Genomic DNA, 15359 nt, shown 5'->3' with positions numbered 1-15359 from the left:
AAAGATGCTGAAGAACGATCAACTTGACCAATGGGACCGCGAGAACTTTTTCCATCCCTCCACTCATCTGGCCCAGCACGCGCGGGGCGAAACAGCGACCCGTGTGATCAAAACCGCAAGCGGGGTCCATATCGAAGACCGTGATGGTACCAAATTGCTGGACGCCTTTGCAGGACTTTATTGCGTGAATGTGGGCTATGGCCGTCAGGAAATTGCCGAAGCGATTGCGGATCAAGCCCGCGAGTTGGCCTATTATCATTCCTACGTAGGCCACGGCACAGAAGCCTCCATCACCCTGTCCAAGATGATCCTTGATCGCGCGCCTTCGAACATGTCCAAGGTCTATTTCGGCCTGGGCGGTTCAGATGCAAATGAGACCAACGTCAAATTAATATGGTATTACAACAATATCCTGGGCCGCCCCGAAAAGAAAAAGATCATCTCGCGCTGGCGAGGGTATCATGGCTCGGGCCTTGTCACCGGGTCGCTGACTGGGCTGGAACTATTCCACAAAAAGTTCGATCTGCCGCTCACGCAGGTGGTTCATACCGAAGCGCCCTATTATTTCCGCCGCGATAATCTGGACCAAAGCGAAGCCGAATTCGTCGCGCATTGCGTTACTGAACTGGAGGCGCTGATTGAACGTGAAGGCGCTGATACAATCGCCGCGTTTATTGGCGAGCCGGTGCTGGGAACCGGTGGTATCGTGCCCCCGCCCGAAGGCTACTGGGCCGCCATCCAGGCCGTATTGCGCAAGCATGATATCCTGTTGGTTGCCGATGAAGTTGTGACCGGGTTTGGCCGCCTGGGCAGCATGTTCGGGTCGGAGCATTACGGCTTGGAATCCGATATCATCACCATCGCCAAAGGCCTCACCTCGGCCTACGCGCCGCTGTCAGGTTCGATTGTTTCTGAAAAAGTGTGGAAGGTGCTGGAGCAGGGCACGGATGAAAACGGCGCCATCGGCCACGGCTGGACCTATTCGGCACACCCGATCGGGGCGGCGGCCGGTGTGGCAAACCTCAAACTGATTGATGATCTGAACCTGATCGAAAACGCAGGCAAAGTCGGCGCTTATCTGAAGCAGTCGATGAGGGATGCACTGTCAGCACACGCCAATGTCGGCGATGTGCGCGGCGAAGGAATGTTGTGCGCGGTCGAGTTCGTGAAGGATAAAGATAGCCGCACCTTCTTTGACTCCGCGGACAAGATCGGCCCGCAAGTCTCAGCCGCTCTTTTGGCACAGGATAAGGTCATCGCACGCGCTATGCCGCAAGGCGACATCTTGGGCTTCGCGCCACCGTTTTGCCTGAGTCGTGAAGAAGCTGATACCGTCGTCGCCGCAACTCTGCGCGCGGTTACAGCAGTATTAGGCTAGGGGATGTCTGTCTCGCCCACCCTTGGCTGAGTGGATAGTGGTCGACATTACCGCATCAAACTCCGGGGTGGGCACAGCACTCGATTGAGACCGCTTTGATTTGGCAATATTGCCTGGATCAGGCCGCAATTCCAAGATTCCTTACTATACGGCCCAATCCGGTCAAAGCGGCCAAGATTGAAACTTGAAACAAGCACACGTCACAATTGTCGCAATGTGCTACAGACCAGATATTATCAATCATGGGTGGAGCGGCGGAAAAGTCCGCAACGTGTGGGTTGTCATTCCTGTAGCCAGACAGACGATGAAGCAGGAAGAGCTCAAGCGGAAGTTGGAAGGTTTCGAAGTTCCGCATAGGAATTTTGAAGAGATGTTCGAACCGGTCGCCGAAATTCTGTCAAAATCTTGGAAAGTATGGAAAAAAAGCGACTATAGGGGCAAGAGGGCTCTGCTTAGAATGCTGTTTGTTCAGGAGGCAAGTTACTCTCCCAAAACAGGTCTTCGAACCGGTGAATTGTCGTTTCCATTCAAAGTCTTAAGTGACACAAGTTCTCTGAATGAAGTTTTGGTGGAGCCTAGGGGAAACGCCGCCGAACGCCTAATGCACTGATAGTAAACACTATTGTAGTGTGTTGGTTTGTAGTGTGTCTCACCCTAGTGTCACACTTTGAAGTGCGCAACCTGCTACGTCGAACTGTGCATGCCCAAACCTACACCGGACTACTGCCTTCTACTGGTGCGGCAGGTTGCGGCTGGCCTGCATTTGCTGAACATCGTCGGGCCAAGTGGAGCGTATGTAGGCCAGCACGTCCCATATACCTTCGTCAGTCAGGATGCCCTCAAAACCGGGCATGCCACTGTTGAAGTCTTTAATGCCACGTGCTGCCAATGCGCCCGCCCCACCTAGCTTGGTGTACTCGAACAGTAGCTGGCTATCATGGTGCCATGTGTGCCCTGTCACGTCATGTGGTGGAGCAGGCAACACTCCGTCGTCGTCGGGTGTCTGCCAGTTGGGTTGGCCTTCCAGATTACCTCCATGGCATGAGGCACAGTGCTCTGCATAGAGTTCCTGCCCATTCGCGAGGTCTCTATCTAACAACTCATGGTCTGCAGCGATGCTGGTACCAATGCAGCATATAGCAAGTGCGGAAAGGTGTTTTTTCATCTCTGCCTACCTTAACTCGGAAGCGTTAGTACGCTCGTGAGTGTGGCTGTTGTCGCCAAAACCACTAATACGACTATTGCCTCAACCTCGATAGATCGGGCGAGGTGTCGCGCTGCTTTAGCATCTCCGCTTTGCATGGACGGAACAAATCGGAGCTTGTTCGCTGCGGCGAGGGTCAACAACAGCCCCACCAGCAACACTTTGAACAACAGTGCCTGCCCGTAGCCAGTGAACAAGAGCCCTTGGAGGTTGCCCACAAGTAGCCAAGCCATCCATAGGCCAACAACGATCAAGGCCGGTACAACCAATGCGGCAGTTTGCCCAAACCTATGACCTAGTTCAGCAGCATCTGTGAGGTGTTCAGGAATGAGAGCCATACTCCGTAGCGGGCTAAAGATGCCCACCCAGAAGGCTACACAAAGCAGGTGCAACAGGAGTAAGAGTTGGACGCCAACACTCTCGAGTTCGGGTACGTGCCCGATCTGTGCAAAGGACCACAAAGCCACTGTGCCACCCAACAGTGCGATCCATTGACCAAAGCGAGGAACAGACAGCCCCACAAGGATCATCACTGCGCCGATAAGGCGGTAGACAAGGGCGTCGCCCACGGATGTCTGCCAAAGCAGACCAAGTATCTCTGGATCGACCATGCCATCAACTCCGCCTGTTAAGGCGGCTCCACGAAGCATGAAACCAACAACCGTTGCGGCGAGAGCGAGCCACGCTAAGGCCCTAGCTTGGCGCTTTAACCCGAGGTTTATCGGTGCGACAAAGCCGGAATAGAGGCAACTAACAATTACAAGCCCGGTGGACCCCGCAAAGCCGATGTAGAGCCCCAGCTTTGCGAGGATCGTGGCAATACCCCAAATGTCTGGCATGCTCATTCCACGGTAAAGGAAAACTCGCCCTGCATCGCATGGCCGTCTTCACCTAAACCCCGCCATTCGATGACATAGGTGCCCGTTCCATTGCTCGGCAGTGGGATCGTGAACTCTTGACCAAAACTTGTCTGGTCGCCCAAATCTAGGCTTACTGCCGAGTGTTCTTCATGGGCCATCTCTATCCGTGTCAGCCGGATGTCCTTAGAGAAGTTGAGGCCAATTTCAGCGGGCACAGTAGTTATTGTGGCTCCGTCGGCAGGGGTTGTTTCTTCGACCTTGGAATGCGCCAGTACGCCGCTGGGAAGGGCAGCCATGAGTGCGAGCATTATGATCTTTTTCATGGTTCTGTCCTCAATTTATCCCGTTGGCACGTTGAATTTCACGAATGTACGCGATCACCATGGCAACGTCACCTCGCGTCAGACCTTCCACTGGCGGCATGTCTCCAAACTGCCAATGGTGGCTTCTTACACCTTGTGAAACCGCCCGCTGAAAGGCTTCATCGGCGTGGTGGCTGGGTTCGTATATTTTGTGGATCAGAGGCGGTCCTGCGCCTTCTACACCAACCGCATTGACGCCGTGGCAGGAGGCGCAGGAGACCTCAAAGACACGCTTGCCGATTGCGGCATTCCCCTCTATGGGCGGCATCTGAATAGCGACCATAGCATCGCCTTCAAGTGGTTCCAGTGGTGCAGCCTCTTCGATTGAACCGGGTCGAAGAGTTTTGAAAGCGGCGACGGCAGCGACGGTGCATACGCCGACTAATAAGTATCTTTTTTTCATGGACTGGTCCTGACATTTTGGAAGCTAGTAGTGCTGCGAAACATCGCGAACAGCCGCACGTGCTTGTCGCTTACGTCCGCAAGGATTTACGCTGCTTCAAAGGTCAGGGGGCCTATACAGGCTATCTGGTTCATTCAGCTTGGCTTGGGCTCTAACCTGGAACTCTGGGTCAATATCACGTTGACCCTGTGCGGCTTCAGCGTTCTGGTGGAGCAATACAACTGCTTGGCAGATAAAGGGATTGCACTCTTCGGTTCTAGAACTCTCCGGGGCATGGTGGTTGCTTGAGGTCGAGATATCGCTGACGTTGTTCGCCGCGCCAGCGTGTTCAGCCGATTGGATGTGGTCTTCACAGTGAAGGCCGATGCAGTCGTTTGATAGTGCATGTGCAATGTTGCCAAAACCAGTCAGAATAACCAGAAAGCCGATTAGTAGCACAAGTGAGTATCGACGGATGAGCATGGTTCAGGACGCTACTGCAGGTGAATGAGTATGGCAACGCCAGCACCTCTGGATTTTAGGATCACAACCAAATTTTGGTTTGGGTTGTCTTTGAAGCCGTCCTTCCTTCGAAGCCAGAAATAGGAGAAGGACCATAATACCGACCCTTTGACTGCGGAGATGTGGGCGATATTGAAGTTGAGCTTTGACCTGCGTCAAAGCATTTTTTGCCGAGTTATCGGTAGTCTGGTTCGCATATGTATGAGAGCCATCGCATAATAATCTCTCGAAGAACGGTGACGTTTTTAGCCGTACTAATAGCTGTCGCCGCATGCACGGGCGGGCATCACCATGGTGATTGGCATCGCCGGGGCGCTGAAGGTTGCTATGGACCTCACCATGATGTTGTTAGCGAGGTTCATTGTGAGGCATTTGAGTGAGCGTGTCGCTAGTGAGCATTTTAGGCTAGCCTAATCTGATTGGTCCATTTTACTTGTTAGCTCGCGACAGGCTTCTGGTTCTTATAGGCGATGGTTTCAAGTGCTGGTCCGCTGTGCCCTAGTGAATTGATAATAAACACTATTGTAGTGTTTTGTTTTATAGTGTGTCTCAATCAAGTGTCACACTTAGAAGTGCATAATCCTCGGCATCTAATTGACTATGACCTGAACGCAGGACTTCTTTACTGTCTTGTTTACATGCGGCACGGTGCTCATTGATAGGTATATTGATATGGAGCAACGCGCATGAAACGGACTGCGACTGCCTTGGGTTTTATGCTTGCTACCACGTCACTAGCAAATGCAGACGAGGGTAAATACCAAACCCTCATGTTGTCCGGTATCTTGTTGGTTCAAACCAATACGGAAACTGGTCAAATGCGAATGTGTCGGGTGGACCCTAAGCTAGTGGTCTCTGCAGATCCAGTGGAGTTGTCTGCACCTGAGTGTGGGCAATGGAGTTCACCAGATAAGGAGGAGCAGTAATAGTGGAGACAATTGTTGCTATTGTGGCAAGCGCCCTTGCACTGGCTTTTGTGATTTGGCTCTGGATAATCGTGCCTATGAATATGGCGCAGAACCGAAACCGGTCTGGTCTGATCTGGGTGCTCATCTCCATCGTAGGGTCACCGTTGTTAGCAATTCTTCTATTGTATGCTTTGGGTGATGCGCCATCTGCATAAGAGGCCCAGCGTTCAAAACAGACCGTTCTCTGTTGGTTGTAGTTTGAGACTAGGCAAAGTTGATACTGTAGTTCTTAGCCATGGTTAGTGGCGCCTGTAGGCAAGCAAACCGAATGACTTTGAAAATGGATAGATTGTCTGAATGTTCAAACTGAATTCACTATAGTTTTAGTCACTAGTGCTGACAAAGGACCGGCCATCGAAGTACTTTGCACTGTGCATCAGTTAATTGATTTATGCGATATTGCGATAGACAATTTTTTGGACATACTACCGGCCATAGTATGATATTAAGTATTTGTTTATTATAATATTTCTATTGGATCAATCACTAGGTAGTGGTTTGTTTGTTTAGTCCAGAAGATCAATCATCATAATATCAATAATATATATAATGTATATACCATAACTAAGAGGTATTGATACGCATCTGGTGATAATCCAGCGGGGCAGACAGATCACGCTTTTTGTAATCTGTCCGGCCGGTTACTTGCTCAATTGAGGGAGGGCTTAAGCTGAACCGAAAAACGGACAGCATTTTCTCCAACCTTCTAAGTAGCCTTTCGTGTTCCCCGGCACTTGGGAAATTCCACGCACCCAAAGAAAGCACTACCCGATTTCCTGTTAGTGCGTTTGACCATATTAGCGCCGCATCTCGGACAAGATGTTCGGCCTATTCGCCCATTAGGCCTGCCTGTCGAGCTTTTTACTTTGGAAGCAGCCATCCTCTCCAGGTTTTGCAGGTGTTCTTTCTTGGTCTCCCTGCTGTTTTCCAAGGCTATGTTGCGTAGTTTCGCTACGTACGCGGTCACTTGTACGTCCGAGAGTGCAATCCTCTTCTCGACTGCAATTAGCCTTCCGAGGTCTTGCAGTCCCCAAGCGACGCTTTCTGGCATCGCCGTTTTTGGTCGGGCCGAGCCTGTAAACACCACAAAGTTGTGTAAAAGACTTTCCTCAATACCCAAGATGACTTGGACGGCCTTCACGTGGGCATAGTTCTGCCGAAGCGGATTTTGAAAACTGCGGCGCTTGCCGCCTTTTAGCACTTGGGTCCAACTACGTTGGTCGGGACTGCCAAAAATCCAACCGGACATGTTCTTTGTCTCAATAACAAAGATGCCATAGCGAGAGATCAGGAGATGGTCGATCTGAGTAGTGCCACCGGCTACGGGAAGCGTTAAATCGGACAAGACCTGATAGTCTTCTTCATTCAATACTGATGTGAGTGCTGAATGCACCCGACGTTCACCTCTGGCGCCTTTTCTTTCAGGTGTATTGTAACTTGCTTCAAGTGCCCAAAAAGCGGATTTCAACAGGAATTTTAGCATAACAATTCAAACCATTCCTTTGTTGAAGTTGATCTAACGCTGCACTGCTGCGCACCAGGCTCAGAATTTGAATGGACATTTTGTTACTTGGGTTTTTTGAAGTGCGACCGCTTGTTAGCAGGCGCCAAAAGGTTGTTAGATTATGACAAATCTGGTGCACGCAAAGTGCAAAGAAGATAGATTGTTTTGAGCAATGCGCACCAAACAAGAGCCTCTATACATCTCGAAGAAAAGCTATTGTCGAGCACTAAGTATCCGATACACGGACGCCCGACCTATACCCAGCCTACGAGAGATTTCCGTAGCGCCGATCCCTTCACTCGCAAGAGCAATCACATCACCCGACTTTGCCTTTGCCGTAGGTTTGCGACCCTTGTACTTACCTGCAGCCTTTGCCTTAGCAATTCCTTCCCGCTGACGTTCCAGCATAATCTCCCGCTCAAACTCGGCAACGCTTCCCAATAGATTTAACATCAGCTTGCCTTGAGCAGTTGAGGTGTCGAGGTTCAATCCCAAAACTGTTAGATGCGCCCCAACGCCCTCAAGTTGACTGCGGATTTCCATTAGGTGGGCCATAGAGCGTGCAAGACGGTCCAGTTTGGTGACTACTAGGTGATCGCCCTCACGGATGAAATTCAGCGCCTCTGTGAGCTTCTCACGCGCTCTGACATCCACTGAGGATACCTGTTCGGTAAATACCTTCTCGCACCCAGCTCGTTCCAGTTCCCGTAGTTGAGCATCAAGTCCAGCCGTCTGATCCAAAGTGGAAGTCCTAGCATAGCCAACAAGCATAATCTTATCCGTCTCTCAAAGTCTTAGATATTGAGATACATATTGTCTCAAAATGCAAAGTCAATACCTGTGAGACACACTTTGCCTGTGTGCCAGTTGTGTCGCTGGGGCAGGGTCCAGTGAGGCAGTCGCTGTTGTGTAGTTCGCCTTCAATCCACACTTTCTGTGAAATACTCCGACACCAACATTTCTTTGGCGTCATTGAGTTCATGTAGGCCGATCATTACTTCCTCGCCCCGTTCGCGTAGCCCACAGGCAATTACGAGCGCGGCAATGAAGCCGTACTCCACACATGCATAAAGCGATCTGTTGTACTCGAACGTCCCTAGAGAGTGGAGAGCAACAAGCCCGACTTCGATTTTACCGTCCTCGCGTTCTTTATCTATCCGCAGATGCGGTAGAACAGATTTGGGATTTGGATGGGCACCGAAGTCGATGGATGCTTGGTAAGCGCCACTAATTAACTGCTGCGTACCGACTGAAACTCCGTCTTGTGCCTCAATGAGCTTTGCAGCATCAGTAACCGCCGACGTAAAGGCTCTTCTGCAGGCGCGGCCTGCCTCTTCACTTTTGTGTCGATTGAGCCAGATCGTCTCTTTATCACTATCGTGACCAACCATATAGGAATAACAAGCGGCTTCTAGTGACGTCCTCAGTAGTGGCAGTGTAGCTGCTGCATGTCCTGATAGGGCCATTCGGGTTGCGCTAAAAAGTAGCATACGTGCCTGCATTGCGAGGATGCCTTGCGTAGCACCCATCTTAGGGCTCTCTTTAAGAAGCTGTTCAGAGAAGAAACTGTCACAAAGCTCTACGCCTTGAATTAAGGTAGAGTACTCATTGAGCGCCTCCTTGTTGGTCAGGTCTGCCGCAGCAAGGTATTTCCGTAGTTCAGATGTTGAACCGTCTTTCATGATGACGCGCCTCTTGGATCGTTCTTAGACAGAGAACGCACAAATCGGAGAAGTTATCTGCATTGTAAATATGCGATCGAAACCGAGGGGGTATGGGGGAAGGACGCCCTCAGATACCTATAGATAGGGGCACGAAAAAATATGCTGGGAAATTCTGTTGGAATGTCGTGCAGCTAAATCTTTGTGAGACAAGAGTTGAATATCACCGAAAAATTCCCGAAAGATTAGCCAGATCATTCCAATAAATTCATTGGCATCAGAAGAGGTTATTTAAAGAATGGAAGTAGCAGAAGTGTTCGAACTGGCTCGTTGGTATGACGAGGAAGGTCCAAATCTGAGCGAACAATACAAAAAGCTCAGAACTGTCCTCAATCACAATGCGTCACAGAACCAGAAGCAACCAGTTCGAGAACCGTTGGAGGAGCTGATATTGGCCCTCAAGTCGATGCCAATGACGGAGCTTAACTTCCAGCAGGTTGCACATCTCGACGACATGGGTGTTGCGCCATATCTCGGGAACAGAGGTGCTGAGTTCGTTGAGCGTGTTGTAACGCAGTCGAGCTATGATCCTGCAACTTCGGCTTCTGAAATCGGTCAAGCGTTGACAAGCGTTAACAATGCTATCCAAACGCTCAGTTCGCTCGTAGCCGAGTTGAAAAACAATGGCTTTAAACCGGATGTTTTAACGGATGATTTGAACGGCGACATGGCTTCGGCGCGTATCCAGTTTAAGCAGGACGCTTCAATCGGAGATATCGCGGATATGAAGAAATGGTCCAACGACTGGAACGATATCGCAAGAGGTATTGGTCACTTGGTTGGACAGACACCACATGACTTGAAGGTCGTGGGAGCGACAAATGGGTCCATAGTTGTTTGCGTGACGGGTAGCATGATGCTCATTTCAGCGTTTGCATTCATGTCGAAGAAGGTTTCTGGGATCGTTCTCGATGTCCTGCGGGTTCAAAACGCGATCGAAGATTTAAGGCATAAGCGCATTTCGAACGAGACGATTGAAAAGTCTATGAGAGACGATCTAAAGAAACGGGAGGGCGATCTGGTAAAGGACATAATTAAGGGCCTGAAGGAGCGCGCTGAAGACGCCTATGAGCCAGAACACGATGCGCACCTCGAAACGGCTGTTAAAAAATACGTCGCCTTTAGCAAGAAAGGCGGGGAGATGGACTACTTGCAGCCACCCGAACCGGAATTGCATGAAGATGACCAAGAAGGCGAACCAGAGGAACATCAGGACCTGCTCGTAAACGAGTTGCGAGAATTGGTCTCCGAGATAAGATCTATAAAGGCCGAGACATTGCTTCTGGCAGACATCTCGGGAGGTGACGAGTAGCGTGTCTTCTGTTTCGATAAGCAGTCATGCTTCATAACTTAGTTGTCGGACGGCAGGCCAGTTTGTGACCTCATGCTACGGATAGCCTTTGACGTGTTCAAAGGACATTTTATTGTACGTGACCTTGCGCATTGCCTCATACAATACCGGCAAAGGAACGTTGCCGTCGCCATAGCGCCCCGCCATACCGGGCAGCGCATGACCCAAGAGGATGTCATTGATGTCAGGTTGTACACCAGCATGACGGCAAGCATCTTTGAAGTTATGGCGGAAAGAGTGGAAAGAGGTCTTGGCCGTCTTCGCGCCAATTCTGTCGATGTAGCGGTTAAAGTCTTTGCTGGCCTGATCTGAGTAGTAGCCTGTAGCCCCCAGATTTAGTTCAGGGAATATCCGCTCGTGGCCTGCCTGTCGCTGAGACTGTACAAAGCGGAGGAAGCCTAGCCGGACTAACTCGGGGTGTATGGGAACAAGCCTGCTTTTGCCGAACTTGACGCGCTGGTCTTCGTCGCCCTCTTGGACCCGAATTAGGGGTATGCCCTCTTCTTGGTCGATGTCTTCAACGCTCAACTGGCACAACTCGTTCAGACGTGCGCCTGTCCATGGGCCGAGCAGCGGAAGCCAATGCCAACTGGTATCGCTTAGGTCTGTATCTCCCGGCACTGTGCGGAACCGCCTCGATTTGCACCCTGTGTACAGGGGGCTGTTGAAGATGATCTGCAGTTGCTCTTTGCTGAACGGGTCTTGTTGGTTTCTGGCGTTGTTGTTGTCAGCTATCTTCATCGGTCCAAAGATGTCTACGACCTCTTCGTCCAACTGTTTGTCCGCCCACTTCCATATCCCTTGCAGCCTTCCCAAGGCCTTGTTGACTGTACTTACGGATAGCGTTTGCAGACCGTGGTCTTTAGCTGCTCGTATTGCTTCTCTAGGTGTTAGGCCTATCGTTTGCGGTAGTTTATTCCTGTTGCTTGGAAGCTCAATCAGGACATTCTTAAAGTCGCGTGCGTCTGTTTTCTTGTAGTCTAGTACCGGACGGTCGCCTTGCAATTCTATGAATAGGTCTGTCCAAGCCTGATAGTCGTTCAGCAGCTTGACTGACCATTGACCTGTCTGTTCCGCCTCAGCTTTTCTCTCGGCAAACAGGACGGACAGGAGCGGGCTGGAAGGCGCGTCTGTGGACTTCTTCGCAACTTTAGCTGGGACAGTGTCGGAACTAGGCTGACCGCTCTCTGGGGCGTTCACAGGCGCGCTGGGCTGCGTGCCAAAATCGTATTTCTCAAAAGTCTTATCGTGTTCCAGTAAAGCATTGGCCAGTGCCAACTGAGCTTTCTTAATTTCACCTAAAATCAGAAAAGCGTCTTCGCGCGTCTTGGGCTGCTCAACCCCCGCGCCGTTACAAAACTTATCAAGTTCTGAGCGGGCGTAGTCTCTGCCAAGCAGGTCCCAGTAGTCTTCATTACCCGCTTCATGGTGGCGGATGGTGTCGGCGATGCGTTCCTTCTCTAGCTCGGAATAGGGGCCGAGTTCATCCCTACGTGCCTTTGCCTTCATTAGTACTTCCGTGAAGTGCTCACGCACCTTTGTGCGCAGTTCGCCGTGGTTCATGCCCGATGCTTCTATGTGCTTTGTTATTGTGTCGCCGCACACTGCAAGACGCCGTGCCAGAGTTCCAGCCTCTTTAGGGCATCTCGTACGCAATGACACCCGAAGGGTCTTACGTGTGGTGTTTGGTCTGTTGTGGGGTTTTGGCCTTGTGTCGGGTAGTGGCCAACGAAAGTAGTAGATGCCATGTCGGGACAGTGAGAGATACGCATGCAGCTTCATTTTGTGTCACACCTGTGTGTCACACCGCTCTAATGCGTACTATCATGTTGAACTGTTAGGATTTGGTGGAGCCTAGGGGAGTCGAACCCCTGACCTCTTGCATGCCATGCAAGCGCTCTCCCAACTGAGCTAAGGCCCCATACAGGTACTGCAGAAGCAGTGGGCGGACGTTTATGAGACAGTGGCGCTAAGCGCAAGTCCAAAAACAGGCGTCGCCGTTAAAATTTTGCAACCAGATTGCAAATGGCGCGAGGCGGCGCGAGGCCGCCTCTGACCGTGATCAGCTATCGTCCTCTGCTGGAATGTCAGTGATGTCGTCCAGCGGAACTTCATCACTGCTGTCATCATCGTCATCCAGCAGATCATCATCCAGATCGACTTCGACATCGTCGTCGTCATCCAGAACCAGTTCTTCCTCAGGCGCGTTTTCGCGCGCCTTGGCCGATGCGGCATCTTCTGCATCTGCTGCGATCATCCGGCTTTTACCGGTTTCGAGTTCCACGATCTCGCCGGTATAAGGGCTAACGATCGGGTCTTTGTTCAGGTCATAAAACCGTTTACCGGTGGTCGGGCAAACGCGCTTTACACCCCATTCTTCCTTGGGCATGTCCAATCCCCTTGATATCAGGTGAGTCGTATCGACGATTCAGGTCAGGTGCCACAAGCAGCGGGCACTGTCAAAGCCTTTGAGCAGGAGAAACAGACCTATGGGAGATCACGCACTGCCAGGATCGCCTCCGGTGCCGCTGACATTGCGCAAATCGGCGCGGGCACGGCGGATCAGTCTGCGTATATCCCAGTTGGACGGGCGTGTTACACTGACCTATCCAAATGGCGTTTCTGAATCCGATGCGTTGAACTTTGCCCGCCAAAAAGAAAGCTGGATTCGGCAGCACCTGAGTGATCGGCCAGACCCCTCGGTGGTTCAATTTGGGCAGCATATTCCTGTTGAGGGCACCCAACGGCGCATTGTCCGGGCAACGGGCCGACGCGTTCTGTTGCAGGCGGATCAGATTTCAGTACCTGAAGGCGCTGAAGCGCGACGTTTGGCGCGCTTTTTGAAAGAACTGGCACGCGACCGGCTGACCGGCGCATGTGATGACTACGCAGCGATGTTGGGTAGGGCTTATGCCAGCATCTCTATTCGGGATACCCGATCGCGCTGGGGATCATGCAGTTCTGAGGGTGGATTGATGTTTTCCTGGCGGCTGATTCTCGCTCCACCAGACGTCCTGCATTATGTTGCCGCACATGAGGTGGCGCATCTGGCCGAGATGAACCATTCCCCAGCCTTTTGGGCCCAGGTCGAGCGGTTATTCGGAGATTACAAAGAACAGCGGCGCTGGCTGCGCGACAACGGGGCGCAGTTGCATCAGTTCAGATTTGACGCGCCTGCGAGTTGACCTGTGCGGTGTTTGTGATCACATAGAGACATGTTGAACACACGCCCCTCGGAAACGCAGACCGCAACGCATGACCGGGTGTACCGGGCCCTGCGATCCCGCATCATGCATGGCGACATCGCCCCCGGTCAGGCACTGACCTTAAGGGGAATTGGGAAAGAGTTTGGTGTCTCGATGACTCCGGCCCGCGAGGCGGTGCGTCGGCTTGCGGCTGAAGGGGCGCTGTTTCTGTCGTCCTCGGGCCGCGTCTCGACGCCCGAGCTGACCAATGACCGGATCGAAGAGCTTGCTGCGCTGCGGGCCTTGCTTGAGGTCGAGCTGGCCAGCCGGGCATTGCCCCGTGCGCATATTGCCCTGATTGACCGATTGCAGAGCATCAACATGACGGTGGCCGAGATGGTCACCAAACGTGATGCCGTTGGATATATTCGCACCAATCTGGAGTTTCACCGAACTCTGTATCTGCGGGCGCAGGCCCCGGCGATGCTGGCGATTGCCGAAACCGTATGGTTGCAGCTTGGGCCGACGATGCGCGCGCTTTATGGGCGGCTGCGGCGAACGGAACCACCGCATCACCACAAGCTGATAATTGCGGCGCTAAAGGCCGGGGATGAGCCGGGTCTGCGCCTTGCGGTTCGCTCGGATGTTACACAGGGCCTGCGGATGCTGGTCAGCTAAGCGGCTTGTTGCCGAAGCTGCCGAAATCGCCCGATTCGGTATCGCCGTTCTGGCCCCGGCGATTTCTCTGCGCTAGGCTGTGAGAAATCACAATAAGAGCAGTTTTCAACCATGATTGATCGACGGTTATTTTCCCTTGGGCTGGGCTCCGGCTTGTTGGTTGCCTGTACGGACAGCGTGCCTTCTTCTTCGGCGCCGGCCGCGCGCATGCAACCGGTTCGGAACGCGGGCTGGGACGCCTGGGTGGCGGGCTTCAAAAGCCGCGCGGCCGCACAGGGGATTTCGCAAAGCACAATTAACCGCGCCTTCCAGGGCGCCGGATATCTGCCCGGAGTGATCGAGCGGGACCGAAATCAGGTCGAGTTCAAGAGGTCGCTTGAAGACTACCTGGCGATTGCAACCTCAGATGAACGGATCGCGACCGGCAAGCAAATGCTGGTGCGTCATGCGGGAACGCTGTCTCAGATCGAGGCGCAGTACGGCGTGGACAAAGAAGTTGTCGTGGCAATTTGGGGGCTTGAAAGCCGTTATGGTGCGCGACGTGGGGATGTGCCTGTTGTATCGGCCCTGTCGACGCTGGCCTATGACGGTCGGCGCGGGCAGTTCTTTGAGAGCCAACTGATGGCAGCGATGAAGATTCTGCAGAACGGCGACACGACGCCCGCCAACATGACAGGTAGCTGGGCCGGTGCCATGGGGCACACGCAGTTCATTCCGACCTCTTATCTGGCCTATGCGGTGGATTTCACCGGCGATGGACGGCGCGATATCTGGTCCGACGACCCAACGGATTCGCTGGCATCAACGGCGGCTTATCTGGCGCGTTCCGGTTGGGTGCGTGGGCAGCCCTGGGGCGGTGAGGCCGGGACGGTATCCGGTACGCCGGTTGCTGTGCTGCAACCCCAGGTGCCAGGGCCCCGCATTGCCGTGTTCCGCAATTTTCAGGTGATCAAACGGTATAATAACTCGGACAGCTATGCGATCGGGGTAGGGCATCTATCAGACCGAATTGCCGGAGGGGCGCCGTTCCAGGCCTCGTTCGGCCCGGATGAGACTGGGCTGACACTTGAGAACCGCAAAGAGTTGCAGCGCCGTTTGACATCCGCGGGCTACGATACGCAAGGGGCGGATGGTGTCATCGGGAATAACACGACATCCGCGATTTCTGCGTACCAGCGGGCCAATGGGCTGCCCGCGACCGGAGAGCCCTCAGTTGCGCTGCTGAGGCAGTTGGGGGGCTGAGG

General features: G+C 52.7%; 15 protein-coding genes and 1 tRNA gene. 6 read left to right on the top strand and 10 right to left on the bottom strand.

What is annotated here, in order from left to right; all coding sequences use genetic code 11:
* Nucleotides 1-4: 4 nt before the first annotated feature.
* Both AC2FH8_RS13610 and AC2FH8_RS13605 read left to right on the top strand, forming a co-directional pair.
* Entirely contained in the window at nt 5-1378 is a 1374-nt protein-coding gene (locus AC2FH8_RS13610; RefSeq protein ID WP_496689990.1) for an aspartate aminotransferase family protein, read from the top strand.
* Nucleotides 1379-1562: 184 nt separating this feature from the next.
* Complete coding sequence (locus AC2FH8_RS13605) at nt 1563-1988, top strand: hypothetical protein (RefSeq protein ID WP_496689989.1); 426 nt, start codon at nt 1563-1565, stop codon at nt 1986-1988.
* A 120-nt stretch (nt 1989-2108) separates the two neighbouring features.
* Here AC2FH8_RS13605 and AC2FH8_RS13600 read toward each other — a convergent pair whose 3' ends face one another.
* The 7 genes from AC2FH8_RS13600 to AC2FH8_RS13570 all read right to left on the bottom strand — a co-directional run bounded on the left by AC2FH8_RS13600 (nt 2109) and on the right by AC2FH8_RS13570 (nt 8862).
* Nucleotides 2109-2477 (bottom strand): c-type cytochrome, encoded by a 369-nt coding sequence (locus tag AC2FH8_RS13600; protein ID WP_496689988.1) that lies wholly within the window; start codon nt 2475-2477, stop codon nt 2109-2111.
* Between the two features lie 77 nt (nt 2478-2554).
* Nucleotides 2555-3427 carry a CopD family protein gene (locus AC2FH8_RS13595; protein ID WP_496689987.1) on the bottom strand — a complete coding sequence of 291 codons (873 nt, stop codon included), beginning with the start codon at nt 3425-3427 and terminating at the stop codon, nt 2555-2557.
* Nucleotides 3424-3765 carry a copper resistance CopC family protein gene (locus AC2FH8_RS13590; RefSeq protein ID WP_496689986.1) on the bottom strand — a complete coding sequence of 114 codons (342 nt, stop codon included), beginning with the start codon at nt 3763-3765 and terminating at the stop codon, nt 3424-3426. Before AC2FH8_RS13590 ends, AC2FH8_RS13595 begins: the two co-directional genes overlap by 4 nt.
* A 10-nt stretch (nt 3766-3775) precedes the next feature.
* Nucleotides 3776-4207 (bottom strand): c-type cytochrome, encoded by a 432-nt coding sequence (locus tag AC2FH8_RS13585; RefSeq protein WP_496689985.1) that lies wholly within the window; start codon nt 4205-4207, stop codon nt 3776-3778.
* A 2175-nt stretch (nt 4208-6382) separates the two neighbouring features.
* The gene (locus AC2FH8_RS13580; protein WP_496689984.1) at nt 6383-7159 is read right to left on the bottom strand and encodes a nuclease-related domain-containing protein; all 777 of its coding nucleotides are present in this window, start codon (nt 7157-7159) and stop codon (nt 6383-6385) included.
* A 234-nt stretch (nt 7160-7393) separates the two neighbouring features.
* On the bottom strand, nt 7394-7951 hold the full coding sequence (locus AC2FH8_RS13575; RefSeq protein ID WP_170787098.1) for a recombinase family protein: 558 nt from the start codon (nt 7949-7951) through the stop codon (nt 7394-7396).
* A 149-nt stretch (nt 7952-8100) separates the two neighbouring features.
* Nucleotides 8101-8862 (bottom strand): hypothetical protein, encoded by a 762-nt coding sequence (locus AC2FH8_RS13570; protein ID WP_496689983.1) that lies wholly within the window; start codon nt 8860-8862, stop codon nt 8101-8103.
* A gap of 277 nt (nt 8863-9139) precedes the next feature.
* On the opposite strand from AC2FH8_RS13570, the gene AC2FH8_RS13565 reads away from it, so the two are divergent.
* Nucleotides 9140-10213 carry a hypothetical protein gene (locus AC2FH8_RS13565; protein ID WP_281973133.1) on the top strand — a complete coding sequence of 358 codons (1074 nt, stop codon included), beginning with the start codon at nt 9140-9142 and terminating at the stop codon, nt 10211-10213.
* Nucleotides 10214-10288: 75 nt separating this feature from the next.
* On the opposite strand, the gene AC2FH8_RS13560 is transcribed toward AC2FH8_RS13565, so the two are convergent.
* The 3 genes from AC2FH8_RS13560 to AC2FH8_RS13550 all read right to left on the bottom strand — a co-directional run bounded on the left by AC2FH8_RS13560 (nt 10289) and on the right by AC2FH8_RS13550 (nt 12641).
* On the bottom strand, nt 10289-11815 hold the full coding sequence (locus tag AC2FH8_RS13560; protein ID WP_496689982.1) for a site-specific integrase: 1527 nt from the start codon (nt 11813-11815) through the stop codon (nt 10289-10291).
* A gap of 282 nt (nt 11816-12097) precedes the next feature.
* Nucleotides 12098-12173 (bottom strand) — tRNA-Ala (locus AC2FH8_RS13555).
* 141 nt (nt 12174-12314) lie between these two features.
* Entirely contained in the window at nt 12315-12641 is a 327-nt protein-coding gene (locus tag AC2FH8_RS13550) for a TIGR02300 family protein (RefSeq protein ID WP_271950067.1), read from the bottom strand.
* Between the two features lie 100 nt (nt 12642-12741).
* Between AC2FH8_RS13550 and AC2FH8_RS13545 the strand changes: the two genes are divergently transcribed.
* The 3 genes from AC2FH8_RS13545 (at nt 12742) to AC2FH8_RS13535 (ending at nt 15357) form a co-directional block, all read left to right on the top strand.
* Nucleotides 12742-13437: a M48 family metallopeptidase gene (locus AC2FH8_RS13545; RefSeq protein ID WP_496689981.1), complete on the top strand. Its 696-nt coding sequence runs from the start codon at nt 12742-12744 to the stop codon at nt 13435-13437.
* Nucleotides 13438-13467: 30 nt separating this feature from the next.
* On the top strand, nt 13468-14115 hold the full coding sequence (locus tag AC2FH8_RS13540; RefSeq protein WP_271950069.1) for a GntR family transcriptional regulator: 648 nt from the start codon (nt 13468-13470) through the stop codon (nt 14113-14115).
* Between the two features lie 111 nt (nt 14116-14226).
* Nucleotides 14227-15357 (top strand): lytic murein transglycosylase, encoded by a 1131-nt coding sequence (locus AC2FH8_RS13535; protein ID WP_496689980.1) that lies wholly within the window; start codon nt 14227-14229, stop codon nt 15355-15357.
* Nucleotides 15358-15359: the final 2 nt, after the last annotated feature.

Source organism: Ruegeria sp. CDSC025, from assembly GCF_059610805.1.
Note: the sequence above shows the minus strand (reverse complement) of the source record. Positions and strands in the feature narration are given on the sequence as shown.